This window comes from Mesorhizobium sp. 2RAF45 (assembly GCF_052115225.1).
In the GTDB taxonomy this organism is placed as follows: domain Bacteria; phylum Pseudomonadota; class Alphaproteobacteria; order Rhizobiales; family Rhizobiaceae; genus Mesorhizobium; species Mesorhizobium jarvisii.
Genome location: NZ_JBFRGG010000002.1, coordinates 797,186 through 822,274, shown reverse-complemented (window position 1 = coordinate 822,274; position 25,089 = coordinate 797,186). Strand labels below are relative to the sequence as shown.

Genomic DNA, 25,089 nt, shown 5'->3' with positions numbered 1-25,089 from the left:
TGAACAGGCGATCGGTAAGTGGGCGACATTAATCTACTAAATTGGTAGAAATTAGAAAAAACTGTTTTGCCAGATAGGGGCAGGTGGCTAAAAAGACCTGAAATCAAGGCTCGCTTCAGCGGCTTGAATCCGCCCGCACCCCGGATGTGGAATATTTTTCTCCTGCCTTTCGCAGTTGCGAAAAAGCGATTGCCTGCCATCACAGGATGCGCGAGTGCTTTGCTTCTGGTTTTTCGCGCCCGGGCGTAAAACTGCGACACTGTTCTCGGATTGCTTTTCCCATGCCGCAGGCCAATGCCAAGCTCAATGCCTTCCCCGTCTTTGTGCGGGTCGAGGGCGAAGCCGTGGCCATTGTCGGCGGTGGCGACGAAGCCCTGGCCAAGGCGCGGTTGATCGGACAGTCGAGCGCGGTGCTGCGCATCATCGCTCAAAATGCCGAGCCGGAGCTGCTTGCCTTCATCGCTCAGTCCGGCGCCAGCCATGTCGCGGCAGCTTATGACGCCTCGCAGCTGGAAGGCGCGGTCATGGTGTTTGCCGCCAGCGGCGATGAGACGCTCGACCGCCGCGTCGCGGCGGACGCGCGCGAGCTGGGCATTCCGGTCAATGCAGTCGATCGGCCGGAACTCTGCGACTTCTTCACCCCGGCGCTGGTCAACCGCGCGCCGGTCGCCATTGCCATCGGAACCGAAGGTGCCGGCCCGGTGCTGGCCCAGATGCTGCGGGGCCGCATCGATCAGATGCTGTCGCCATCGCTCGGTTCGCTGGCGACGCTCGCCGCTTCGCTGCGTGGGGCAGCCGAGAAATTGCTGCCGAAAGGCAATGCCCGCCGCCGCTTCTGGAACAGTTTTTTCCAAGGTGCACCTGCCCATGCCGTGGAAGCCGGCCAGCTGTCGCAGGCCCATGACGCTGCCGTCGATCTGCTGTTGTCGAACGCACCCGCTTCGGGCCACATCGCGTTGGTTGGCGCTGGTCCGGGCGCCGAGGATCTGCTGACGTTGCGTGCGCATCGCCTGCTGATGGAAGCCGACGTCATCGTCCATGACGCGCTGGTGCCGGAGGCGGTCGTCGCCATGGGCCGCCGCGATGCCGAGCGTCTGCCGGTTGGCAAACGCAAGGGCTGCCACAGCAAGAGCCAGGCCGAAATCAACGCGCTGCTGGTGGAGCTTGGTCAGCAGGGCAAGCGCGTGGTGCGGCTGAAGTCGGGCGATCCGCTGGTGTTCGGCCGCGCCGGCGAGGAAATGGCGGCACTGCGTGATGCCGGTATCGCCTATGAGGTGGTTCCGGGCGTCACCGCGGCCTTTGCCGCGGCGGCCGATTTCGAACTGCCGCTGACCTTGCGCGGCGTCTCCTCATCCATGGTGTTCACCACCGGCCACGACCTCAAGGGCAATTCATTGCCCGACTGGGCCAAGCTCGCGATTTCCGGCGCCACCGTCGCCGTCTATATGGGCCGCTCGGTGGCGGCCGAAGTCGCCGGCCGACTGATCGAAGCAGGCCTGTCGCCGGACACGGCGGTGGCCGTGGTCGAGAATGCCAGCCTGGCCAACCGGCGCCGTTTCCACGGCACGCTGGCTGACCTGCCGTCGCTGGAAGCGCGTGGCGATCTTTCCGGGCCGGTCATGACCATTATCGGCGATGCTGTCGCCGGCGCCAATTTTGAACGGTCCGAGCCGCTTGCGGCACATAGGAATGAAGGCGCGGCCAAAGCCGCCGCAGAGAGAGTTCAGCCATGAAGATACTGACCGCCAACCGCCTGACGGATGGCATCGCCGTCTGGTACGCCGATGGCGGCTGGGTTGAGACGGTGGGCCAGGCCGATCTTGCCCATGACAAGGCGGCCGAGGATCGCCTTGAGGCGATCGGCGCCAAGGCCTATGCCGACAATGAAGTGGTCGACGTCAATCTGATCGACGCGGAAGTCGTCGACGGTGTCGTCGAGCCGGTGCGGCTGCGTGAAAAGATCCGCGCCGCCGGCCCGACCATCCGCGGCGATCTCGGCAAGCAGGCCGAGCGGGCGGCGTAGCCAGGTTTTGAGTGAAACGGGCGGACGCGCCCTGAAAGACGAAGCATGTACCGTTACGATGAGTTCGACCACGATTTTGTCCAGGCCCGCGTCGCCGAGTTCAGCGACCAGGTCCAGCGCCGGCTGTCCGGCGAGATATCGGAGGACCAGTTCCGGCCGCTGAGGCTGATGAACGGCGTCTATTTGCAGCTGCACGCCTATATGCTGCGCATCGCGGTGCCCTACGGCACGCTGAACGGCAAGCAGCTGCGCATGCTCGGCCATATCGCCCGCAAATACGACAAGGGCTACGGCCATTTCACCACGCGCCAGAACATCCAGTTCAACTGGCCGGCGCTGTCGGACATTCCGGCGATCCTGGCCGATCTGGCAAGTGTGGAGATGCACGCCATCCAGACCAGCGGCAACTGCATCCGCAACGTCACCGCCGACCACTTTGCCGGTGCCGCCGCCGACGAGGTCGCCGATCCGCGTCCCTATGCGGAGATCCTGCGGCAATGGTCCTCGGTGCATCCGGAATTCTCGTTCCTGCCCAGGAAATTCAAGATCGCGGTGACCGGGGCAGAGCGCGACCGCGCTGCTATCCAGACGCACGATATCGGCCTGCACCTGAAGAAGAACGCCGCGGGCGAGCTTGGCTTTGCCGTCTATGTCGGCGGCGGCCAGGGCCGTACGCCGATGGTGGCACGAAAGATCCGCGATTTCCTGCCGGAAGCCGATCTTCTGTCCTACTGCACGGCGATCCTGCGCGTTTACAACCTCTATGGCCGCCGCGACAACAAGTACAAGGCGCGCATCAAGATCCTGGTGCACGAGACCGGCGTCGAGGAAATCACCCGCCAGGTCGAGGCCGAGTGGCAGGAATTGAAGGACGCCGAGCTGAGGCTGCCGGATGCCGATATCCGGGCCATCCAAGCCTATTTCGCGCCGCCGGCGCTCACTGATCGGCCGGAAGGCGACCAGGCGGTCAAGCTGGCGCGTCTCGATTCCAAAGGCTTCTCGGAGTGGCTCGACCAGAATGTGGTGACGCATCGCCATCCCGACTACGCGGCGGTGACGATTTCGCTCAAGGGCATCGGCGAGGTGCCGGGCGATGCTTCCGACAGCCAGATGGAGGCGGTCGCCGACATCGCCGAGACATACGCTTTCGACGAGCTGCGTGTCAGCCATGAGCAGAACTTGATCCTGCCGCATGTGGCGCGCGCCGACCTCAAGGCGGTCTATGACGCGCTGGTCGATATCGGGCTGGCGACGGCCAACTCCAATTTGATATCGGACATCATCTCGTGCCCCGGCCTCGACTATTGCGCGCTGGCCACCGCACGCTCGATCCCGATCGCGCAGGAAATCTCGCAACGCTTCGCCTCGCTGGAGCGGCAGCGCGAGATCGGCGAACTGAAGCTGAAGATCTCCGGCTGCATCAATGCCTGCGGCCATCACCATGTCGGCCATATCGGCATCCTCGGCGTCGAGAAAAAGGGCTCCGAGCTCTATCAGGTGACGCTGGGCGGTTCGGCCGACGAGAACACCTCGGTCGGCGAAATCATCGGCCGCGGCTTCTCGTCGGAAGAGATCACCGACGCCATCGAGCAGATCGTCGAGACCTATCTCGGCCTTCGGCTCAACCCTCAAGAAAAATTCATCGACGCCTACCGCCGTGTCGGTCCCGCGCCGTTCAAGGAGGCGCTCTATGCTGGCGAAACCAAGGCCGCTTGACCACATCGCCGATGCCGATGACGGCGTCGCCGCCAAGGCGGCGGGATTTGACGCGCTCTATGGCCATCTGAAGCCGATCGAGATCATCGAGCGCTCGGCCCGCGAACTGTTTCACGACGAGATCGCTGCCGTGTCGTCCTTCGGGGCGGATTCGGCGGTGCTGCTGCACATGATCGCGGAGATCGACCGCACGCTGCCGGTCATCTTCCTCGACACCGGCAAGCATTTCGAGGAGACGTTCGGCTATCGCGACGCGCTTGTCGCCGATTTCGGCCTGACCAACATCCAGGTCATCAAACCCGAGGAAGCGGCGCTCGCGCGGATCGATCCGACGGGCAATCTGCACCAAAGCAACACCGATGCCTGCTGCGACGTGCGCAAGGTAGAGCCGCTGGCGCGTGGCGTGGCGCCGTTTCGTGCCTGGTTCACCGGCCGCAAGCGCTTCCAGGCCTCGACACGGGCAGCGCTGCCGGTGTTCGAGGCGGTCGGCGCGCGCATCCGCATCAATCCGCTGGCGCACTGGACGACATCGGACCAGGCCGACTACATGCGGGCGCACGCGCTGCGCGAGAATCCGCTGGTCGCCTATGGCTATCTGTCGATCGGCTGTTTCCCCTGCACGCAACCGGTGCAGCCGGGCGAGGATGCGCGCAGCGGCCGCTGGGCCGGTCATGCCAAGACCGAGTGCGGCATTCACCTGTCGGGGCTGGAAGTGTCGCTGACCGACGCATCACTATAGGATGTGCTGATATTCAGGTGAGGCTGGCCTGCAAACGGCAGCTTCCTGCGCTTCCGGTGCTCACGTACTTCAAGTACGCTCCGCTCCGGTTCTCGGAAGCCGCCATTTTAGGCGCAGCCTGACCTGAATCTCAACACATCCTTGGCTCGTTTGAATATTTGGGAATTTTGATGACCGAAACGACGACACCGGAGACCCGGCTCTGGACCCCGCAGGGTTTTCGTGAGGACGAGTGGGCTCATGCCGAAAGTGCCGACGCGCTGTCCGGCAATGGCCGCTTCATCCTGCCGCTGCAGGCGTTCCTCGACCTTGATCCGGAGGTGCGCCGGTCCGCCAAAGAGCGGCTCGGCGTGGTGCTGCAGCCCGGCGATCAACTCGAGAAGATAGCCGACCTGCTCGACCAGCTGTCGCTGGTGGCGCTGGTCTTCCCGGCCTTCAGCGATGGGCGCTCCTTCTCCAAGGCCGAACTGCTGCGCAGCCGCTACCACTTCGAGGGTGCAGTTCGCGCCACCGGCCAGGTGCTGGTCGATCCGTTGCCGCACATGCTGCGTCTCGGCTTCGACGAGTTCGAGATTTCCAACCCGGTGCTGCTGAAGCGCCTGGAAGAGGACCGCACCGGCGGCTTGGGGCTTTACTATCAGCCAGCCGCCGTGCCGGAGCCCAAGGGCCCGAAGTATTCCTGGCGGCGCGTTCGCAGCTGACGTAGGGGTAATTCCACCCATCTTTACATAGGCCGAAATCGAGCCTTCTCTTGGTCATCCGGACGGAAAGATCCGCCGGGTACGAGGGAGGAAGTCATGGATTTCGACTATGTCATCGCCGGTGGCGGGTCCGCCGGCTGCACGCTTGCCGCGCGGCTGTCCGAAGATCCATCGAAAACAGTCTGCCTGATCGAAGCCGGCGGCGCGGGCAGCAACCTGCTTATCCGCGCGCCGGCAGGCATCATCGCACTGTTGCCGGGTCGGCCGAAGATCAACAACTGGGCGTTCGAGACTGTGCCGCAGCAGGGTCTTGGCGGCCGCAAGGGCTACCAGCCGCGCGGCAAGGCGCTGGGCGGATCCAGCGCCATCAACGCCATGCTCTACACGCGCGGGCACCGCGGCGACTATGACGAATGGGCCGATCTCGGCTGCGACGGCTGGTCATGGGACGAGGTGCTGCCCTATTTCCGGCGGGCGGAAGGCAATCAACGCGGCGCCGATGCCCTGCATGGCGGTGACGGGCCGCTGCGGGTTGCCGAGCAGCAAGAGCCACGTCCGCTCTCCCGGGCCTTTGTCGAGGCCTGCGGCGAAAACCAGATCCGCCGCAACGATGATTTCAACGGCGTCGAACAGGAGGGTGCCGGGCTTTATCAGGTGACGCAATTCTGGGGCGAACGCCGCAATGGCGAGCGCTGCTCGGCGGCCGCTGCCTATCTGCAACCGGCCATGAACAGGTCGAACCTTACCGTCATCACCGGAGCGCATGCCACGGCGGTCATCCTCGATGGCAAGCGCGCCACCGGCGTGCGGTATCGCGCGGGGAAGGGCGAAGCCGTCGCGAAAGCCAGGCGCGAGGTGATCGTCTGTGGTGGCGCCTTCGGTTCGCCTCAGCTCCTGTTGCTGTCAGGCATTGGCCCGGCTGCCGAGCTCGCCGTGCATGGCATTCCGGTCAGGCATGAACTGCCCGGTGTTGGCAAGAACCTGCAAGATCACCTCGATTTCATCATGGGCTGGACGTCTAGGGATGCCGACATGATGGGCATCGGCCTGCGCGGCCTACCTGGCCTGCTGCGGCACATGCTGCGCTGGCGGAAAGATGGCGGCGGCATGATCGCCACGCCCTATGCCGAAGGCGGTGCCTTCCTCAAATCCGATCCGGCGATCGAACGGCCCGACCTGCAACTGCATTTCTGCATCGCGATCGTGGATGATCATGGCCGGAAGCTGCATATGGGATATGGCTTTTCCTGCCATGTATGCGTGCTGCGGCCGCATTCGCGCGGCGAGGTCGGGTTGTCGACTCATGATCCCATGGCACCGCCGCGCATCGATCCGCGCTTTCTTTCGGACGAACGCGATGCCGGGCTTTTGCTCAAGGGGGTCAGGATGATGCGCGGTATCCTGGAGGCGCCGGCGCTGGCCAGATATCGCCACAAGGAGATCTACACCGCCGGTGTTTCGAGCGACGCGGAACTGATGTCCCACATCCGTGCCCGCGCCGACACGATCTATCACCCGGCCGGCACCTGCAAAATGGGCGTCGACGAGCTGGCGGTGGTCGATCCGCAACTGCGGGTGCACGGGCTCAAGGCCTTGCGGGTCGTCGACGCCTCGGTGATGCCTACGCTGATCGGCGGCAACACCAACGCTCCGACCATCATGATTGCCGAGAAGGCGGCGGACATGATCAAGGCGGCGGCCTGACTGCGGCTCTGGTCGAACCAGCGAAGCTATTTTCGTCTGCCGAGAAGCGCCTTCTGTCGAGAAGGCGGAAAACTGGTCATACCAATTTGGCGATTTGCGCTTTCCCTTTGACCCTGCTGTCCTTAGGATAGGCAATATTATTTCACGACCCGAAATAAATATGGCCGCAAGGGAGGAACCGAGAATGGCTGGCAAGAAGATATTGATGCTCGTTGGCGAGTTCAGCGAGGAGTATGAGATTTTCGTCTTTGAACAGGCCATGCATGCCGTCGGCCACACCGTGCATGTCGTCTGCCCGGACAAGAAGGCCGGCGATGTCCTCAAGACATCTCTGCACGACTTTGAAGGCCACCAGACCTACACGGAAAAGCTCGGCCACGACTACATCCTCAACAAGACGTTTTCCGAGGTGGACCCGGCCAAGTATGACGCCGTCTACGCGGCGGGCGGGCGCGGTCCCGAATACATCCGCATCGACAAGCGGGTGCAGGCGCTGGTGCGGCATTTCCACGAGGCCGGCAAGCCGATCTTCACCATCTGCCATGGCGTGCAGATCCTGATCGCGGTCGATGGTGTCGTGCGGGGCAGGGAAGTGGCGGCACTCCACTATTGCGAGCCGGAAGTGACGTTGGCCGGCGGCATCTACATCGACGTCGCGCCGACCGGCGCCCATGTCGATGGCAATCTGGTGTCAGCCAAGGGCTGGCCGGGCCTGTCCAACTTCATCCGTGAGTGCCTGAAGGTGCTTGGCACCGAAATCCGGCATGGCGAGATCCTGATGCGCGAAGAGCGCCAAGCCGCCTGAACAGGGTTTGCTTCCGCCGCCGCGCCACGGCGCGGCGGTCGTCGTTCTAGGGCGTTTCCCCGTTTCACGGAAACGGCGAACCGCTCTAACTCTATGTTTTGACGCAATTCCCAAGGGAAAGCGCCATGCGCTTCTCCCGGGAAACCGCTCACACTTTTCCTGGAATTGCTCTACATCGTCGCCCGTGCCTCGCGGAACGACACCAGCTTGCGGCGGTTCTCGTCCCACAATGCCAGTTTGACGCAGCGCAGGCTGTCGAGCAGCGTGACGCGACCGATGCCGCGCAGTTCCGGATAATCGCGCAGCACTTCCTGCAGCCGGTAGCCCGGCACCTTGGCGGAGAGATGGTGGACGTGATGGACGCCGATATTGCCGGTGAACCAGTTCAGCACCGGCGGCAGGTCGTAATAGGACGAGCCGTGCAAGGCGGCATGCTGGAACTCCCAGTCGTCATCCTTTGCCCACTCCGTCTCCTCGAACTGGTGCTGGACGTAGAACAGCCAGATGCCTGCCGAGCCGGCGAGAATGACGATCGGCAGATGGACGACCAGGAACGCACCGGGACCGACGGTCCAGATAAGCAGGGCCGCCGCAAGCGCGATGGCGAGATTGGTGGTCATCGACGACACCCACGGCGTCAGGCCGCCGCGCATCATGCCGATGGGCAGCCTTTGCGAGAAGATGAACAGCCAGATGGGCCCAAGCCCAAACATCACCAGCGGATGGCGATAGAGCCGATAGGCGAGGCGCCCGCGCCAGGACAATTGCCGGTATTCGGCAACGGTCAGCGTCGTGATGTCGCCCATGCCGCGCTCGTCGAGATTGCCGGCGCTGGCATGATGTGTCGCGTGGGCGCGCCGCCAGCAATCGTAGGGCGTCAGCGTCAGGACGCCGAGCGCGCGGCCGATCCAGTCGTCGGCATAGCGGTTGGCGAAGAAGGAGCCATGGCCGCAATCATGCTGGATCATGAAGATGCGCACCAGGAACCCGGCGGCCGGGAGGATCAGGATCAGCCCCCACCAATGGCCATAGGCATAGGCGGCCGAGGAGAGCGCCCACAGCGTGGCGAAGGGAATGAGGGTGATGGCGAGTTCGACGGCGCTGCGTCGCCGGTCCGGCTTCTTGTAGCGCGCCAAGATCTTCAACCAGGCACGCTTGCTATTGGCGGCCGCATCGGGGTAAATCATGTTCATCAGGAAGCATAGGCGCGGCATGTGGCTACCGCAAGGCAGCCATCACGCAAAATTACTGTGCGTAATTGTCGCGTAAAGAGCGGCGAGAGCTATTGCCGCCGCAATCTGGTACCGCCATCCTCGACCCGATCGAGGCGGTCGAGCAATTGCCTGAAGCGGTCGTGAGTATCGGTTTCGATGCGGAAAGCCGGCAAGGTACGCAGAAAACGCGTCATCGCCTCGGCACCGAACTGGCGCCGGACTTCTGCGGCGAGCCTTTCTCCCTTTTCAGCCTTGTTCCGGGTCATCATTTCAAATCCTGTGTCGGCTCCGAAACTCCTGCAGTAGGGGAATGGTTCCCGCATCACGCTTCCGTGGCAAGCCAAGCCGGCAAGTACAGTAAACTTTGAATTAAAATATAAGCATCGCCATTGATCACCGCCCAGGTCCGGCCAAAGGCTCAATGGTCGCTTACCCCTTGATTTTTGGCTGCCAAACCTCGATATCGGGCACAAAATCCATACCATTCGAGATTGACGGGAAACGGCGATGAGCGACCAGGCAAAAGACGAACGCGCGCCCAGTGAAGCCGAGGCGGTCGAGGCCAATGCCGAGCGCACGGAAGGCAGCATTGACGGCGACTACGAAGCGCTTGTGCGACTGCTGAAGGAAAATGAAGAGCTGAAGGACCGCGCGCTGCGCGTCGCGGCCGAGATGGAGAACCTGCGCCGCCGCACCGCGCGCGACGTGCATGACGCGCGTACCTATGCGGTTGCGAATTTCGCCCGCGACATGCTGTCGGTGTCGGACAATCTGCGCCGCGCGCTGGACGCCATTCCGGCGGAGGCCAAGGCCTCGGGCGACGCCGGCTTCAAGGCGCTGATCGAAGGCGTCGACCTGACCGAGCGCGCCATGCTGTCGGCGCTGGAACGGCATGGGGTCAAGAAGCTCGCGCCGGAAGGCGAGAAGTTCGATCCCAATTTCCATCAGGCCATGTTCGAAGTGCCCAATCCCGATGTCCCGGCCAACACCGTGGTCCAGGTCGTCCAGCCGGGCTATTCGATCGGCGAGCGCGTGCTGCGTCCGGCCATGGTCGGCGTCGCCAAGGGCGGCCCGAAGATTGCCGCCGAGGCGCCGGTCGAGCCGGGGCCGGTGAATGAGCAGGCGGAGAAGGATGCGTAGCTAGGGGTTAGGCGGTAGGGCAGTAGGGAATAAGGCAGCCGTATCAATCGTGCGGCTTCGTGCTATTCATGCGCAGTCCCTAATCCCTACTGCCTACTCCCTTACCGCCATGAATCCCATCGCCCTTCTCGATTATGCCGGCGTCGCCGTCTTTGCGGCGACCGGGGCGTTGGCTGCTTCGCGAAAGCAACTCGACATTATCGGTTTCCTGTTCCTGGCCAGCGTCACCGGCATCGGCGGCGGCACGTTTCGCGACCTCATCCTCAATGTGCCGGTCTTCTGGGTGGGAAACCGCGACTATGTGCTGATCTGCGCCGTGGTGGCGGTCCTGGTCTTCTTCACCGCGCATCGCGTCGAATCCCGCTACAAGCTGTTGCTGTGGCTCGACGCCATCGGGCTGGCCGCGTTTTCGGTGATGGGCGCGGCCAAGGGGCTGGCCATCACCGGTTCGCCGGTGGTTTCGATCATCACCGGCATGCTGACCGCGACCTTCGGCGGCATATTGCGCGATCTGCTTGCCGGCGAACCATCGGTGCTGCTGAGGCCGGAGATCTACGTCACGGCCGCTCTGGCGGGCGCCGCCATCTTCACATTGGGTGACGTCGCCGGATTGCCGCAGATCGTCTCGGGGATGGCCGGCTTCGTCGTGGCGCTCGCCGTACGCGGCGGCGCGCTGCGTTTCGGCTGGTCGTTTCCGTCGTACAGGAGCCGGCCGGGAAGGCGGCCGGAGGATATTCCGTAAGGAGGGGGATAGGGAATAGTCAGTAGTGAGTGGTCAGCGAAGCGTGTATCGTAGCGTCTTGCCTACTGCCCTTACGCCGCAAAGCGTTGCGCTTCCCCGCCATAGTAGTTGACGTAGCGGGCGCCGATCTCCTTGACCGGCATCACCACGAAGACGTCGACGGTCGAGAATTCGCGGTCGATGACGCAGCCGTCGCCGATGCGGGCGCCGACCCTCAGATAGCCCTTCACCAGAGGCGGCATCGTCGCGATCGCCGCCTTGGTGTTGACCGCCTCGATCGGCATCAGGTCCATGGAGCAATAGCGCCCGGACACCGCGCGCACATCCCAGGCCGAATTCGTGCGGCAGTGATGGGCGAGATAGGTGAGCGCCTCGGCATGCGCCGCCGGCACAGTGCCGTGGAAGGAAGCGCAGCCGGTCATCACGCCGATTTCGTAGTGATTGATGTAGGCCCAGATGCCTTGCCACAGCGCCTCGATGGTGCGCTTCGAGCGGTATTCCGGCAGAACGCAGGATCGGCCGAGCTCGAGGAAACGCTGGCCGGGATGGCGGGCGATGAGCTTGGTCAGCTCGAATTCGCCTTCGGAATAGAAGCCCCCGGCGGCGGCCGCGATTTCTTGCCGCAGCAGCCGGTAAGTGCCGACGATGCGGCGGTGTTCGGGGCCGGAAATCGAATTGTCGAAGACGAGCAGATGATCGCAGAGCGGATCGAACCGGTCGGCGTCGCGGCGGTCCTGGACCTGGAACAGGTCCTTGCGGGCGCCAAGCTCGTCGTAGAATACGCGGTAGCGCACTTCCTGCGCGGCCGCGATCTCGGCGTCGTTGCGGGCGAGCCGCACTTCGAGATTGCCGATACGGCCGAGTGCCGCGCCCTTTATGACGGAATCGACATTACGCCCAGCGAGCAAGGCGCTGCTGGCGTTCGGCCGAGTGTCACATTCCGGCATAACTGTATGCACGAGTGATTCTCCTTCGAGCCATCCCTCTTGGCACGGGGATACGGTGTAGGTGCAACAGGATTGTGACAGTACCGTGATAAGGCGTCGCGGGCAATACTTCGTCGGCTGGCGAAAACGGTCAACCGGCTACGTTAGGGGAGGAGAGGCGAGGTGCGTCTGGTGTGCACGGATCAAGTCGCCGCGCCTCAAACCCTTGTTTTCATGGATGTCGCCCTCGGGAAATCGGGGCCACTTTGGGTTGGCATGCATCAGCCGCGGCTGGAAAAAAGCAGATCAAGCAGCAACCTGGCCCTCGACGGCGTTGACAAGCGCATCCGGGTCGAGCGGCTTGGTGACGAAGCCGCTGGCGCCGTGGGCAAGCACCGCATGGCGGGTCTTTTCCTGGCTGTCGGCCGACAGCACCATGATCGGCACGGGCGGCGCCGATGTCTCTTCCTCATGGCGGCGGATCGCGGCAATGGCGTCCAGCCCGTCCATGACCGGCATATGCAGGTCCATCAGCACCACGTCGAAGCGGTGCTTGTGTCCGGCGCTGGTGACGGCCTCGACCGCGGCCTTGCCATTGCCGACTACCTTGACGCGGTGTCCCGCCTTCAACAGCGTGGCGCGGGCCAGCATGGCATTGATGTCGTTGTCCTCGGCGATCAGCACGGACAAGCCCAACTGGCGGTCGCTTGAAGCGCGCAGCGCCGGGGTGCGGCGCTTTTCCGGCTGCGGCTGGGCAAGAGCCGGCGCATGGCTGGTCAAAAGAACACGCAAAAGTGTTCCACCGCGCACCGGCCGGGCCAGGAAGGTCGCGTAGCCGCTGGCGCGAAACTCGCCAAGCATGCCTCGGTCGGTCGGCGCGATCAGCGTGATGGCTTCGCAATCGGAAAAGCCGCCTTGGCGCAACCGCTTGAGCACTCTCCCATCGCTCTCCTCCATGGCCGCGTCGACGAGAAGCACGTCGCAGCCCTCGGCCAGGGGCACGGCCTGAGCCACGGTCGTGGCGATACCGGCCGTGCCGCCATTGGCGCGGATGGTGCGGGCGATGGCGTCGGCCTCGACGGCGTTTCTGGACAGGATCACCGCGCGCCTGCCGGCAAGCACGTTCTGCCGGCCCTGAGGCGCCTCGGTGGCCTCCGTCGCCGGGATTTCGAAGACGAAGTCCGACCCTTGGCCAAGCCGGCTGGAGACCGAAATCGTGCCGCCCATGGCAGTCACCAGCCGCTTGGAGATAGCAAGTCCGAGCCCCGCTCCGCCATGTGCGCGTGTCGAGGTGCCGTCGGCCTGTTCGAACTCCTCGAAGATACGCTCCATGTCCTCTTCGCGCAGGCCGGGACCGGTGTCGGTGATGGTGAAGCAGATGCGGTCGCTGGTCTCGGTGCGGGCGCGCGCGATGCTGACCAGCACGCCGCCGCCGTCGGTGAACTTGATGGCGTTGCCGATCAGATTGAGCAGCACCTGCCTGACCCGGCCTGGATCGGCTGTGATCAATTGCGGTACATCCGGTTCGACGTGGCAGCCGAGCCCAATACCCTTCGCGAAGGCGCGCGCGGCGAGCAATTCGATAATGTTGTCGGCGATCTCGCGCACCGACATGGGCTGCGGTTCCGGATCGAAGCGACCGGCCTCGATCTTGGAATAGTCGAGCAGGTCCTCGATCAGGGCGAGCAGGGCGCTGGCCGAGGTCGAGATTGCGCCGACATAGGTCTGCTGTTCCGGCGACAGGCTGGTATCGGCGAGCAGCCTGGCCATGCCCATGATGCCGTTCATCGGCGTGCGGATTTCATGGCTGACCGTGGCGAGGAAGCGCGATTTGGCCTGGCTTGCGTATTCGGCGCGCTCACGCGCGGTGATGAGCGAGGATTCGGCGCGCTTGCGGGCAGTGATGTCGCGGGCGATGGCGCGATGCGATGCCGTGCCGCTGTCCTTGTCGCGCACCGACAGTTCGATCCAGGAGAACCAGCGCGGGCCGCTTGGCGTGCGGATGGCGACGTCGGTGGAACTGAGGCACTCATGGTCGGAAAAGGCGGCATCGGGGACGATGCCGACCTCGATGCCAAGTTCGGCCAGGGTCTTGCCGGCAAGATCGCGCTGATCGGCTTCGACCAGATCGGCGAACACCTTGTTGGCATAGACAATGTGGCCGTCGCGATCGCGATGGATGACGAGGTCGCCCAGCGCATCGATGAGACCGCGAAAGCGCTCCTCGCTTTCCTGCATTTCCCACATGCGGTCGGCCAGCGTCTCGATCTCGGCGAGGCTTCGGGCGGTGGTCTCGTCCAGCAGTATCACGGTACGGTGGACGCTGCGTCTGGCATGGAAATGCATGGCCAGGCCGGCGAGGCCGGTTGCCAGCAAGGCGAGGCTGATAAAGATCGGCGCCCCCGTCAGATGCGCGAGGCCCGCCAGGACCAGGATGGCAACGAAGGTGAGCAGCGGCAGGCCTTCCCGCCTGACCAATTGCTGCTCGGGCACCAGCGGCGGCGCGGCGATGAACCGCCGCGCCGCCGCTGGCGCCGCAACCGCATCGACATCGTCGCCCTTGTTCGCCTGTTGGCTGTCGGATTCCGCGATCATGCGAAACCCTTGCCAGACAGAGATTATGGAAAATTGCGGCGGATCGTTCGAATTTTAGTGGATAGGCGTTTTTGTCCCGACAGCAGCGGATTAGGCGATCCGTCCGCTGGCTGGAGCCCGCGAGGCGGGCTTACATGTCGACGACGACGCGACCGCGGATCTTGCCGTCGACGATGTCGCGCGCGGCATCCATGATGTTGTCGAAGCCGATGGTCGTGGACAGGCTGGCGAGCTTTTGCAGGTCGAGATCGGCGCCGATGCGCCGCCAGGCCTCGAGGCGCACGGCCTTCGGCGCCATCACCGAATCGATGCCGAGCAGCGAGACGCCGCGCAGGATGAAGGGGGCGACGCTCGACGGCAGGTCCATGCCGCCGGCCAGGCCGCAAGCCGCGACGGCGCCGCCATAGGAAGTCATCGACAGCACATTGGCCAGCGTGTGGCTGCCGACCGAATCGATGCCGCCGGCCCAGCGTTCCTTGGCCAGCGGCTTGGCGGGCTGGCTGAGCTCGTCGCGCGAGATCACCTCGGCGGCGCCGAGATCGATCAGATAGGGGCTTTCGGCATTGCGTCCGGTCGACGCAATGACGTGGTAACCCAGGCTGGACAGGATGGAGACCGCGACCGAGCCGACGCCGCCGGCGGCACCTGTCACCACCACCGGGCCGCGATCGGGCAGGATGCCGTGCCGCTCCAGCGCCATGACGCAGAGCATGGCGGTATAGCCGGCGGTGCCGACCGCCATCGCGTCATGGGCGCTGATGCCTTCCGGCAGCGGCACCAACCAATCGCCCTTGACTCGGGCGCGCCCGGCATAGGCGCCGAAATGCGTTTCACCGACACCCCAGCCATTCAGGATGACCTTGTCTCCCTTACGCCAGTCGGGATTGGAGGACGAGATGACCGTGCCGGCGAAGTCGATGCCCGGAACCAGCGGCCAGCGGCGGATCACCGGCGCCTTGCCGGTAATGGCCAGCCCATCCTTGTAGTTCACCGTCGTCGCCTCGACCGCGACGGTGACGTCACCCTCCATCAGGTCGGCCTCGGTGAGGTCCGTCACGGCGACCGACTGTTTCTTGTCGGCGTCGCGCGAGACGAGGATGGCTTTGAATGTTTCGGACATCTTTTTCTCCGCGCGCTTGCTTGGCGTCCTGGACTGTGCGGCGATGGCCGCGTCGGGTCAATCTTTGGAAGGCTTGGTGTTCGAAGGCTCGCGGCGCCAGCCGATGAGTTCGTCGAAGACGACCAGTGCCGCGCCCACGGAAATGAAGGCGTCGGCGAGGTTGAAGACGGCAAAGGACCAGACCGGCGTGTGGAACAGGATGTAGTCGATGACGTGGCCGTAGACGGCGCGATCGATCAGATTGCCCAGTGCGCCGCCGATGATCAGGGCAAATCCGGTGCGGGCGACGACATGGCCCGATGGCGTGCGGGTGGCGAGGTAGAGCACGAAAGCCACGACCAGGACGGCGATGACCACCAGGCCGGTATCGCCGAAGGAGGAGAACATCGAGAAGGCGATGCCGGTGTTGTAGGTGCGAAACAGCGCCAGGAACGGCACCAGATCGAGCTTTTCCTGGAATGGCAGGCCGGTCTCGACCAGATGCTTGATCCACTGATCGAGCGCGATGGCCGCGACGACGAGCAGCGCGTAGGGGGACCATGATCTCACGGGCGGGCAACCTTCATTGCTGGTCGGCGATTGGTTCGAGCTTCAGCGCGCCGCGCCGGATCTCGAACAGCATGATGCCGGTGGCGACGGCGAGATTGAGCGAATCGGCGCGGCCCGCTTGCGGGATCCTGAGCAGACGGTCGCAACTCGCCGCGAGGCTTTCGGGCAGTCCCTGTTGCTCATTGCCCATCATCAGCAGCACGGGCCCACGGGAAAAATCGACCGAGCGATAGTCGACCGCACCTTTCAGATGCGTGCCGGCGACAAGGCCCGAAAAGCCGCCGCGCCAGGCAAGGAAGGCCTCGGTCGTTGCCTTCGCCACCGGAACAGCGAAGATCGAACCCATGGTGGCGCGCACCGTCTCCACGGAAAATGGATCCGTGGTGTCGCCGACCAGGATGACACCCTTGGCGCCGACGGCATCGACGGTGCGGATGACGGTGCCGAGATTGCCGGGATCGCGCACCCGATCGAGCGCCACCCAGACATCGCCATTGTCGGCGCGGATGTCCTTCAGGGCGAGGAATCTCTGCGAAAAAACGCCGACCACCATTTGCGGATTGTCGCGGCGGGTGATGGCGACAAGCACCTTTTCCGACACTTCGAGCACCGTGCCGCCGGCGGCAACCGTGCGCGCCGCGACCTTTTCCACCGCAGGGTTGCCGCGCCCGGCCTTGGCGAACACAAGCGTCCTGATCTGCCAGCCCAGGTCGAGCGCATCGATGACCAGCTTCAGCCCCTCCGCCATGAAGGCGTTCTGCTGGTCGCGGAATTTCTTCAGAGCGAGTGCCTTGATGTCCTTGATCAGCGGATTGGCGAGGCTGGTGACTTCCTTCACCTGGCCGGGTGCGCCCACATGCCGTTCGTTCATTCAGGCCACCCAACGCGAAAACAATGAGGTCGAAAGCGCCCTGCCGGCGGACTTTTCGCGGATGATCAGCTCACCCGATTCAACCCTGCCGCCCATGCCGGCGAAGGTGTCGCGCATCAACGCGTGGATGGCGAAGAAGGAGGCGCGGATCGAATAGGCGGTCAACACCACGGCAAGCGGCTTCGGCGTCAGGATCGCGCGGCAGAGATCGGTCAGGGCAGGCAAATCCTCGAACAATTGCCAGACCTCGCCCTTGGGGCCGCGGCCATAGGCCGGCGGGTCGAACAGGATGATGTCGTAGCGGCTGCCGCGGCGTTCCTCGCGCTCGGCGAATTTCACCGCATCGTCGACGATCCAGCGGATCGGCTTGCTGCCCAGCCCGGCCATCTCCTGGTTCTCGCGAGCCCAACCGATCGCCTTCTTCGAGGCGTCGACATGGGTGACCTCGGCGCCGGCGCGGGCCGCCACCAGCGAGGCGAGACCGGTATAGCCGAACAGATTCAATACTTTGACCGGCCGTTTGGCGGCTGCGATCAGCCCGGCCATGTGGTCCCAGTGCGAGGCCTGCTCGGGAAAGACGCCGACATGGCGAAACGAGGTGAAACGGCCGAGATAATCGATGCCGTCATGCTTCATCGGCCAGGTCTCGCCGAGCGGCATCTTCGGGAAACGCCAGCGGCCGATGCCCTCTTCGTCGGTGTCGCCGGTGAAGATGGCGTCGGCACGCTCCCAGTCCCTCGCCGGCAAGGCCTTCTGCCAGATCGCCTGGCCCTCGGGCCGCACGATGCGATAGGGGCCGTATTGTTCGAGTTTCTGGCCGGCGCCGCTGTCGAGCAGCGCATAATCGGCATTCGGCGCCACTTCTAGAATCAGCGGAAGCTGCTCGGCGGGCAGGGCGCCGTCACGGCGGGCAAGGATGCGCGGGGCTGAATTCGGTGCGGACTGGCTGTCCGGTTTCGCGTCACGCGGTTCGCGCGGCCTGGGGTCTGGCCGACCACGCGTCTCGTGCGGACGCACCTCTCCGGTTCCGCTTTTCGCGGTCGGGCGGTTGTCGCGGCGTTTGTCGCGAAAAGACTTCAAGCGGGAGCATCTCCGAGCGGCGTGCCGCTTTTGGCATGAGGACAGCGGCGGTGCAACCAAGTCTGCCACAGCCACCGCTGCTGTTCATGTCGGCCAGCGATGGACCAATGTCAAAGAAACAGGCAAATCTGCCGCATGTCCCGCTCCGAACGCCTCCTCGACCTCATACAGTGCCTGCGCCGGCACCGCCGGCCGGTGAGCGGGCAGGTGCTGGCCGATGAGCTCGGGGTTTCGATCCGCACGCTCTACCGCGACATTGCCACGCTGCAGGGGCAGGGCGCGCCGATCGACGGCGAGGCAGGGTTGGGCTATGTGCTAAAACCCGGCTTCATGCTGCCGCCGCTGATGTTCACCGACGAGGAGATCGAAGCCATTGTGCTCGGTTCGCGCTGGGTTGCCAAGCAGCCGGACCAGCGTCTCTCAGCCGCTGCCGCCAATGCGCTTGCCAAGATCGCGGCCGTGCTGCCGGACGATCTGCGCGAGGATCTCGATGCCTCGACCCTGTTGGTCGGGCCGCCGATGACGGCGATTGAAGGCATAGACCTCGGCGTCGTGCGGCAAGCCATCCGCAACGAGCGCAAACTCGGCTTTCTTTATCGCGATGCCGGGGGTGCTGCTTCGCAACGTGTGGTCTGGCCGTTCGCGCTCGGCTTCTTCGACAAGGTGCGGGTGGTGGTGGCGTGGTGCGAGATGCGGCAGGATTTCCGGCATTTTCGCACCGATCGCATATCCGGCCTCGACGCCATCGATGCGCGCTATCCGCGTCGCCGCCAGGCGCTGCTCAAGGAGTGGCGGGCGACGCTCGACAAGCCACGCGGCCCATGAAGGCTACTGCCAAAATCTGACAGTAGCCTATTCTATATCAGCCAAGTCGAAACGTTGAAACAGCTTGGAGAACAGATATGGCCACCCCGAATTTCGTCATCCTCTATGTCGACCAGCCGCTCAAGAGCGGCGCCTTCTACAGCGCGCTGCTGGGTCGCGAGCCGGTCGAAAGCGCGCCGACCTTCGTGCTGTTCGTGCTCGACAACGGCTTCAAGCTCGGCCTCTGGTCGCGCCATACGGTCGAGCCGGCGGCGGCTGCGTCCGGTGGCTGCGGCGAGATCGTGTTTGCGCTGGAGACGCCGGACGCGGTCGACGCTACCCATGCCGACTGGTCAAGGCGCGGCTTGAAGATCCTGCAGACGCCGACCGACCTGGATTTCGGCCGCACTTTCGTTGCGCTCGATCCCGACAACCACCGCCTGCGCGTCTACTGGCTGTCCGACGGACAACAGGCCGATGGAGAACAAAAATGAGCGCCTATTGGATCGCCGTGGCGTCGGCCGAACATGTCCGGCGCGGCCGCAAGGACGGTTTCATGCAGGTCAACCACGGCAAGGCGGCGCCGCTGCGTCGCGTCAAACCCGGCGACGGCATCGTCTACTATTCGCCGACCACAATTTTGCGCGAAAAAGACGGCCTGCAGGCTTTCACGGCAATCGGCACGGTGCGGGAGGGCGAACCCTATCAAGGCGAAATGGGCGGCGGCTTCACGCCGTTCCGGCGCGATGTCGAATGGGCGACGGCTGAAGAAGCGCCGATCAAGCCGTTGCTCGAACGGCTGGACTTCACCGCCGGCAAGTCGAATTGGGGATATCAGCTGCGCTTCGGCCTGTTCGAAATCACCGATCACGATTCTCGTCTGATCGCAGAGGCGATGGGTGCCGAAACGCACGGAGCAGTGAGCTAGGCCTTCAGCGCGTTATAAACGGCAATGCCGGCGGCGAGGTCCTCGAGTGCCGCGCCAACCGACTTGAACAGCGTGATCTCGTCAGCGCTCTGGCGGCCCTTCCTCTGGCCGCGCGCCAGTTCGTGCAAATCGGCGACGATCGCGCCCGGCTTCAGCACGCCGGAGGCCAGCGGCTGGACGATGTCGCCGGCTTCCTTGGTGGCGCCGGCGCGGGTGTCGACATAGACGCGGGCGCGGGCGATGGCGTCGTCATCACTTTCACGCATCGTCGGGGTGAAGCCGCCGACCAGGTCGACATGGGTGCCTGGCCGCAGCAGAGCGCCCTTGATCAGCGGCGTGGTGGTGATCGTCGCCGAGGAAACGATATCGGCCTCGCCAAGTTCGGCATCGAGGTCGGTCGCGGCACTGGCCGCAAAGCCGTCGGCGCGCAAATCGGCCGCGACCTTCTCGGCGTTTGCCGGGGTGCGGTTCCAGATGCGGATGGTTTTGATCGGCCGCACGGCCGAATGCGCCTTGGCCAGGAACGGCGACAGGGCGCCCGCGCCGACCACAAGCAGCCGCGAGGCGTCATCGCGGGCAAGGTAGGACGCCGCCAGTGCCGAGGCGCAGGCGGTGCGCCACTGCGTCAGCCGCTGGCCGTCGATCAGGGCTTCCGGTTCGCCGGTTGCGCCATCGAGCAGCAGATAGAGCCCCATCACGGCGGGCTTGCCGATGGCGTTGTTGTCGGGCGAGACGGTGACGATCTTGACGCCGATATGACCACCGGAAGACGTGCCGGCGGCGTTGAAATCGGTCCATGCCGGCATCAGCAGCAAGGTCGAGGCCGCACCATCGGGTCGTTCGACCGCGTGATGATGCCTGACCGGCTGCACCGCACCCTCGCGGAATGCCGTGCGCAACGTCTCGACCAGTCCAGGAAAGGTCAGTGCACGATCGACCTCGGCGGCCGAAATGGTCAGCATGAAAGGCTCCGTGGAACGAAAGGCACCGGGGGACGGCTTAATTGGTCGGCTTTGGCAATGCCGATCCTTGGGCCGATCCCTGGGTTGATCCTTGCGGCACTGATGGCGCGCGGCTGACCGCCTGGCGCAGGTTTTCCGCCTCGACGCCGCGCTGGCGCGCCAGTTTGCGGTAGCGGCCCTGCTTGACCCAGGTCGCCAGGCTGCCGACGATCATGCCGATGGCAAGCGCCAGGAACAGGAAAATGAACAGCGGCAAGGTGAGCGTCAGCTTCGGATTGCCGGGATTGAACGGGTCCAGCGTGAAGGCGACGAGTTCGCGGTTGGCGACGGCCAGCGCGATCAGGATGATCGCCAGGGGCACGAAGACCACGATGAGCATGAAACGATTGAGCATTATGTTTTCCGTCGGCAGCTGGCGCTGTAGCCGCGCCTACTTGCCGCCGTTCAGCCTTTCGCGCAGTTCCTTGCCGGTCTTGAAGAACGGCACCCACTTCTCCTCGACCTCGACGGATTCGCCTGTGCGCGGGTTGCGGCCGGTGCGGGCGGGGCGGTTTTTCACCGAAAAGGCACCGAATCCGCGCAACTCGACCCGGTTGCCTTCAGCGAGAGCGTCGGTGATCTCGTCGAAGATCGCGCCGACGATGTTTTCGACGTCGCGCAGGAAAAGATGCGGATTGCGCGTAGCAATAATCTGCACAAGTTCGGACTTGATCATCAGACGGGTCCCCGTGAAAGCAGTTCGGTCAAAATTATGAGGATGATTTTATTGGCTTTTTCAGCTGTTCCAAACGGCGCTCAAGGGTGCCAGACAGAAACGAGGCCGTCAAGAAACAAGCGGTCGGCGCCAAGTTCGTGGATGACATCACTGCTGTAGTCCGGCAGGCCGAGTGCGCTGCCCAGCGTTTTCACCATGGCTTTTGACCACAGGAAGCTGTCGCGCCGCTCCGTGTCCTTCCATTCGACCACCTTGAGCTTGGCGTCAACGCCCTTGGTCGCCAGCCAGTCGATCGCCTCGGTTTCGCCGCCGACGGCGTCGATCAGCCCGTTGGCGACACCCTGGCGGCCGGTGAAGATCGATCCGTCGGCAAGCGCCAGCGCCTGTTCGTGGGTCATCTTGCGGCGTTCGGCGACGATGCCGACAAACCAGTCGTAGCTGTCGAGGATGAGCTTGCGGACCATGGCGCGCTCGTCGTCATTGGTCGGCTTGAAAGGAGAGGGCGAAGCCTTGAGCGGCGAGGATTTCACTTCCTCCAGCTTGATGCCGAGCTTGTCCATCAGGCCGCTGACGTCGGGATACTGGATCAGCACGCCGATCGAACCGACGATCGAGGTCTTGCGGGCGACAATGTGGTCGGCCGCACTTGCGATCATATAGCCCGCCGATGCGGCGAGCGTGCCGACTTCGGCCACAACCGGCTTGTCGGCTGCCACCTTGCGCACTTCCTCGTAGATCGATTCACCGCCGACGGTGGTGCCGCCGGGTGAATCGATCGCCAGGATCACGCCCTTCACCTTCGACGACTTGCGGATGTCTTCCAGACGCTTGATCAGTTCCTCGTCCTCGGTGATCGTGCCTTCGATCCTGACCTTGGCGATATGGTCGACAGCCGAGCCGCCGAGATCGTCGCGATAGAACCAGGCCGACAGCGCGATCACTCCGAGGGCGACGATGCCGATGGCCGCAACACGCCAGAATGTCAGCTTGCGCCGCAAACGGCGGCGGTCGATCAGGTCGTCGGCTCTCAATGCCATGGTCAGCCTCACAGTCGGCGGGAAGAGACGCTTTTAGACCATGATGTCTTCATCGGGAAGCAGTTCCGTCTTGCCTATGGCGCGGCAATCCGCCCGCGGTGACCCCAACACTGTCTTTTTGTGACTGGCCTGTGCAAGGGGCGCGAGGTAAAGGGGAGGAGCAGCGGTGATGAAAAAAGGCGCAGGCGCGCCCATTTCTGCTATGAAGTACCGGCTGTTGTGCCGACCTCGTTTTCGTTTGTACAACTACAGTTGTCACATTTTTGCGGTTTTCGTGGGCTTGTGCTTGCTTGAGAGTGCCGGCCCCCCACCTATAGGCGGTGTTCCTTGGCGGGCAGGGTCTAGAAGAAAGCAGTCATGTTAGCGCGATCGAATGAATCGACCAGCCCCGAGACGGCGTTGGCTCCCCCGGTGGATGGCTGGACGCGGGGCGAAGCGTTCGACCGCGCCCAGCGTCATTCGCGCCGCGTGCGCGTGCTCAAATTTGCCGTGCCCCTGGCCGCGGCGCTGATCGCCGTCGCCTTCCCGATCTATTCCTATCTGGCCGCCCCCGTCTCGGTCGCGGTGCAGTCGGAAGGTGCGGCCTTTTCCAATGGCAAGCTGGTGATGGCCAATCCCAAGCTCAACGGTTTCACCAAGCAGAAGCAGCCCTATTCGATGACAGCCCTGCGGGCGATCCAGGATGTCAATACGCAAGGCATCATCGAGCTCGAAGGCATAGACGCCAAGGTGCCGGTCGGGCCGGACAATGTCGCTGCCATCAAAGCCTCGCACGGTATCTACGATCGCGACGGCAATACGATGAAAATGACCAGCGACGTCATGATCACCACGACAGACGGCATGCAAGCCAAGTTCAAATCGGTCTTCCTCGACATGGGCAAAGGCACTATGAAGACGGACGACCCCGTCGACGTCAGCAGTGGCGGGTCGCAGATCACAGCGGATTCCCTGTCGGTCCAGGACAATGGCAAGATCCTGGTGTTCGAGAAGAGGGTGCGCGTCAACATCGACCCCGCCAGCGTGAAGGCGGCTGAGGCAAAGGGCGAAGAATCGAATGTGGCACAATAGTTCGACACGGCTTGCGGCCGCAACTTCGGCGCTGCTTCTGCTGGGCCTTGTGCCGTCGCTGGCGCAGTCGGGTGCCAGCAGCCAGTCCGGGCTCAAATTGTCCGGCGACAAGCCAATCCAGATCGAAAGCGACAAGCTGGAGGTGCGGCAGGCCGAGAACGTCGCCGTGTTCACCGGCAACGTCACCGTCGTCCAGGGGCCAACCCTGCTCAAGGCCGGCAAGATGACGGTCTATTATGTCAAGGATCCCAACGCGGCCGCCAAGGGCACCGAAGCGGCGGGTGCCGCAATGACCGGCTCCGCCAACATCGATCACCTCGAAGTCAGCAGCAAGGTCTACATCAAGTCGGATGATCAGGTTGCGACGGGCGACAATGGCACCTTCGACATGAAGACGCAGGTGCTGGTCCTGTCCGGCAAGGAAGTGGTGCTGTCGCAAGGCCCCAACGTGCTCAAGGGCTGCAAGCTGACCGTGCAAATGAAGACTGGCCTAGCCAACGTCGACGGTTGCGGGGGACGTGTCATCATGTCGATGACGCCGCCGAAATCGGATGCGCCAAAGGCGGGAGCGACGAACCCCTGATGGCCAGCCTGTCATCGCTGACGGCGCGTCTTCCGGGACGCGCCGCAGCCAAGGTTTCGGCTCCGGCCACGATCACCGTCGACAAGGCGAAGTTCAAGGGAACCTTGATCGCCAAGGGCCTGACCAAGAGCTACAAGGGCCGCAAGGTGGTCAGCGGGGTCACGCTCGGCGTGCGCGCCGGCGAGGCCGTCGGGCTGCTCGGCCCCAACGGCGCCGGCAAGACGACCTGTTTCTACATGGTCACCGGCCTCGTGCCGGTGGATGAAGGCACGATCGAGATCGACGGCTTCGACGTCACCTCGATGCCGATGTATCGTCGCGCCCGCCTCGGCATCGGCTATCTGCCGCAGGAGGCGTCGATCTTCCGAGGCCTCAACGTCGAGCAGAATATCCGCGCGGTGCTCGAAGTGGTCGAAAAGGACCGCAAGGTGCGCGAGCGCAATCTCGACGAACTGCTCGAGGAATTCCACATCAGCCATCTGCGCAAGGCGCCATCCATGTCGCTCTCCGGCGGCGAGCGGCGGCGCCTGGAAATCGCACGCGCGCTGGCGACACGCCCGGCCTACATGCTGCTCGACGAGCCCTTTGCCGGCATCGATCCGATCGCCGTCGCCGATATCCAGCAGCTGGTGCGCCATTTGACGGCGCGCGGCATCGGCGTCCTCATCACCGACCACAATGTGCGCGAGACGCTCGGGTTGATCGACCGTGCCTACATCATCCATGCCGGCCAGGTGCTGACCCATGGCCGTGCCGACGAGGTGGTGGCGAACCCGGATGTGCGGCGGCTTTACCTCGGCGAGGGCTTTACGCTCTGACCTTTTTCTCATGCAATTCCGGGCGGACCATCGTTTCCGGAAATTTGCCTTAGGCGTGAATTTGTTTCCTGACACGATTTTTTGCGTGCCGCGGGCTGATTTTTCGCGATTTTGCTCCGAGATAACGCTCCGGTAAGCGGCTTTTGCTAGGCTTTGCCTTGACAAGCAAAAGCCGGGCCAGTTTCTATGGCCGGCTGCCGAATTCATTTCGGGAGGCGCGGACGCGTAGAGGAGGCGTTTGAAACC

The 25,089-nt window shown here is 63.8% G+C and carries 27 protein-coding genes; 15 read left to right on the top strand and 12 right to left on the bottom strand.

Going from position 1 to position 25,089, the window contains the following annotated elements; all coding sequences use genetic code 11:
• Positions 1-281: 281 nt before the first annotated feature.
• The 7 genes from cysG to AB4Z43_RS08830 all read left to right on the top strand — a co-directional run bounded on the left by cysG (position 282) and on the right by AB4Z43_RS08830 (position 7,688).
• The gene (gene cysG / locus AB4Z43_RS08860; RefSeq protein WP_019861222.1) at positions 282-1,733 is read left to right on the top strand and encodes a siroheme synthase CysG; all 1,452 of its coding nucleotides are present in this window, start codon (positions 282-284) and stop codon (positions 1,731-1,733) included.
• The gene (locus AB4Z43_RS08855; RefSeq protein ID WP_019861221.1) at positions 1,730-2,023 is read left to right on the top strand and encodes a DUF2849 domain-containing protein; all 294 of its coding nucleotides are present in this window, start codon (positions 1,730-1,732) and stop codon (positions 2,021-2,023) included. Before cysG ends, AB4Z43_RS08855 begins: the two co-directional genes overlap by 4 nt.
• Before the next feature lie 45 nt (positions 2,024-2,068).
• Complete coding sequence (locus AB4Z43_RS08850; RefSeq protein ID WP_019861220.1) at positions 2,069-3,739, top strand: nitrite/sulfite reductase; 1,671 nt, start codon at positions 2,069-2,071, stop codon at positions 3,737-3,739.
• Positions 3,714-4,478: a phosphoadenylyl-sulfate reductase gene (locus AB4Z43_RS08845; RefSeq protein ID WP_019861218.1), complete on the top strand. Its 765-nt coding sequence runs from the start codon at positions 3,714-3,716 to the stop codon at positions 4,476-4,478. The genes AB4Z43_RS08850 and AB4Z43_RS08845 overlap by 26 nt, the downstream gene beginning before the upstream one ends.
• A 170-nt stretch (positions 4,479-4,648) precedes the next feature.
• Positions 4,649-5,179 (top strand): DUF934 domain-containing protein, encoded by a 531-nt coding sequence (locus tag AB4Z43_RS08840; RefSeq protein WP_019861217.1) that lies wholly within the window; start codon positions 4,649-4,651, stop codon positions 5,177-5,179.
• Positions 5,180-5,275: 96 nt separating this feature from the next.
• Entirely contained in the window at positions 5,276-6,883 is a 1,608-nt protein-coding gene (locus AB4Z43_RS08835; protein ID WP_019861215.1) for a GMC family oxidoreductase, read from the top strand.
• Positions 6,884-7,067: 184 nt separating this feature from the next.
• Positions 7,068-7,688, top strand: coding sequence for a DJ-1/PfpI family protein (locus AB4Z43_RS08830; RefSeq protein ID WP_010911510.1), 621 nt, complete (start codon positions 7,068-7,070; stop codon positions 7,686-7,688).
• A gap of 170 nt (positions 7,689-7,858) precedes the next feature.
• Here the strand turns inward: AB4Z43_RS08830 and AB4Z43_RS08825 are convergent, their stop codons facing one another.
• Both AB4Z43_RS08825 and AB4Z43_RS08820 read right to left on the bottom strand, forming a co-directional pair.
• Complete coding sequence (locus AB4Z43_RS08825) at positions 7,859-8,881, bottom strand: fatty acid desaturase (protein WP_441936945.1); 1,023 nt, start codon at positions 8,879-8,881, stop codon at positions 7,859-7,861.
• Positions 8,882-8,970: 89 nt separating this feature from the next.
• On the bottom strand, positions 8,971-9,171 hold the full coding sequence (locus AB4Z43_RS08820; protein WP_019861213.1) for a hypothetical protein: 201 nt from the start codon (positions 9,169-9,171) through the stop codon (positions 8,971-8,973).
• A 238-nt stretch (positions 9,172-9,409) separates the two neighbouring features.
• Here AB4Z43_RS08820 and grpE point away from each other — a divergent pair, with 238 nt between their 5' ends.
• Entirely contained in the window at positions 9,410-10,042 is a 633-nt protein-coding gene (gene grpE / locus AB4Z43_RS08815; protein WP_019861212.1) for a nucleotide exchange factor GrpE, read from the top strand.
• A gap of 109 nt (positions 10,043-10,151) precedes the next feature.
• Positions 10,152-10,784: a trimeric intracellular cation channel family protein gene (locus tag AB4Z43_RS08810; RefSeq protein ID WP_441936942.1), complete on the top strand. Its 633-nt coding sequence runs from the start codon at positions 10,152-10,154 to the stop codon at positions 10,782-10,784.
• A 71-nt stretch (positions 10,785-10,855) separates the two neighbouring features.
• Here the strand turns inward: AB4Z43_RS08810 and AB4Z43_RS08805 are convergent, their stop codons facing one another.
• From AB4Z43_RS08805 to AB4Z43_RS08780, 6 genes are all read right to left on the bottom strand, one after another.
• Complete coding sequence (locus AB4Z43_RS08805) at positions 10,856-11,731, bottom strand: GNAT family N-acetyltransferase (RefSeq protein WP_441937082.1); 876 nt, start codon at positions 11,729-11,731, stop codon at positions 10,856-10,858.
• Between the two features lie 285 nt (positions 11,732-12,016).
• Complete coding sequence (locus AB4Z43_RS08800) at positions 12,017-14,305, bottom strand: ATP-binding protein (protein ID WP_441936940.1); 2,289 nt, start codon at positions 14,303-14,305, stop codon at positions 12,017-12,019.
• Positions 14,306-14,435: 130 nt separating this feature from the next.
• Positions 14,436-15,425, bottom strand: a complete 990-nt coding sequence (acuI, locus tag AB4Z43_RS08795; RefSeq protein ID WP_069093145.1) for an acrylyl-CoA reductase (NADPH) — start codon at positions 15,423-15,425, stop codon at positions 14,436-14,438.
• Positions 15,426-15,482: 57 nt separating this feature from the next.
• Entirely contained in the window at positions 15,483-15,974 is a 492-nt protein-coding gene (gene lspA, locus AB4Z43_RS08790; protein WP_064980890.1) for a signal peptidase II, read from the bottom strand.
• A gap of 13 nt (positions 15,975-15,987) precedes the next feature.
• Complete coding sequence (locus AB4Z43_RS08785; RefSeq protein WP_038649697.1) at positions 15,988-16,845, bottom strand: TrmH family RNA methyltransferase; 858 nt, start codon at positions 16,843-16,845, stop codon at positions 15,988-15,990.
• On the bottom strand, positions 16,846-17,925 hold the full coding sequence (locus AB4Z43_RS08780; RefSeq protein WP_038649694.1) for a class I SAM-dependent rRNA methyltransferase: 1,080 nt from the start codon (positions 17,923-17,925) through the stop codon (positions 16,846-16,848).
• Between the two features lie 135 nt (positions 17,926-18,060).
• Here AB4Z43_RS08780 and AB4Z43_RS08775 point away from each other — a divergent pair, with 135 nt between their 5' ends.
• The 3 genes from AB4Z43_RS08775 (at position 18,061) to AB4Z43_RS08765 (ending at position 19,657) form a co-directional block, all read left to right on the top strand.
• A complete protein-coding gene (locus AB4Z43_RS08775; protein WP_038649691.1) occupies positions 18,061-18,750 on the top strand; it encodes a helix-turn-helix transcriptional regulator in 690 nt (229 codons plus the stop codon).
• Positions 18,751-18,827: 77 nt separating this feature from the next.
• On the top strand, positions 18,828-19,223 hold the full coding sequence (locus AB4Z43_RS08770; protein ID WP_032921384.1) for a VOC family protein: 396 nt from the start codon (positions 18,828-18,830) through the stop codon (positions 19,221-19,223).
• The gene (locus tag AB4Z43_RS08765) at positions 19,220-19,657 is read left to right on the top strand and encodes an EVE domain-containing protein (protein ID WP_038649686.1); all 438 of its coding nucleotides are present in this window, start codon (positions 19,220-19,222) and stop codon (positions 19,655-19,657) included. The genes AB4Z43_RS08770 and AB4Z43_RS08765 overlap by 4 nt, the downstream gene beginning before the upstream one ends.
• On the opposite strand, the gene AB4Z43_RS08760 is transcribed toward AB4Z43_RS08765, so the two are convergent.
• The 4 genes from AB4Z43_RS08760 to sppA all read right to left on the bottom strand — a co-directional run bounded on the left by AB4Z43_RS08760 (position 19,654) and on the right by sppA (position 22,371).
• Complete coding sequence (locus AB4Z43_RS08760) at positions 19,654-20,619, bottom strand: ornithine cyclodeaminase family protein (RefSeq protein ID WP_038649683.1); 966 nt, start codon at positions 20,617-20,619, stop codon at positions 19,654-19,656. The genes AB4Z43_RS08765 and AB4Z43_RS08760 overlap by 4 nt on opposite strands.
• A gap of 37 nt (positions 20,620-20,656) precedes the next feature.
• A complete protein-coding gene (locus AB4Z43_RS08755; RefSeq protein ID WP_019861201.1) occupies positions 20,657-21,013 on the bottom strand; it encodes a DUF1049 domain-containing protein in 357 nt (118 codons plus the stop codon).
• A 36-nt stretch (positions 21,014-21,049) separates the two neighbouring features.
• Positions 21,050-21,334 (bottom strand): integration host factor subunit beta, encoded by a 285-nt coding sequence (locus AB4Z43_RS08750; protein ID WP_006200394.1) that lies wholly within the window; start codon positions 21,332-21,334, stop codon positions 21,050-21,052.
• A gap of 80 nt (positions 21,335-21,414) precedes the next feature.
• Positions 21,415-22,371: a signal peptide peptidase SppA gene (gene sppA, locus AB4Z43_RS08745; RefSeq protein ID WP_441936935.1), complete on the bottom strand. Its 957-nt coding sequence runs from the start codon at positions 22,369-22,371 to the stop codon at positions 21,415-21,417.
• A 357-nt stretch (positions 22,372-22,728) separates the two neighbouring features.
• Between sppA and lptC the strand changes: the two genes are divergently transcribed.
• From lptC to lptB, 3 genes are read left to right on the top strand one after another with little or no spacing between them, the layout of a single operon-like run.
• Positions 22,729-23,442: an LPS export ABC transporter periplasmic protein LptC gene (gene lptC, locus AB4Z43_RS08740; RefSeq protein ID WP_441936933.1), complete on the top strand. Its 714-nt coding sequence runs from the start codon at positions 22,729-22,731 to the stop codon at positions 23,440-23,442.
• Positions 23,429-24,025, top strand: coding sequence for an LptA/OstA family protein (locus AB4Z43_RS08735; protein WP_019861198.1), 597 nt, complete (start codon positions 23,429-23,431; stop codon positions 24,023-24,025). The genes lptC and AB4Z43_RS08735 overlap by 14 nt, the downstream gene beginning before the upstream one ends.
• Positions 24,025-24,843, top strand: coding sequence for an LPS export ABC transporter ATP-binding protein (lptB, locus tag AB4Z43_RS08730; protein WP_019861197.1), 819 nt, complete (start codon positions 24,025-24,027; stop codon positions 24,841-24,843). Before AB4Z43_RS08735 ends, lptB begins: the two co-directional genes overlap by 1 nt.
• Positions 24,844-25,089: the final 246 nt, after the last annotated feature.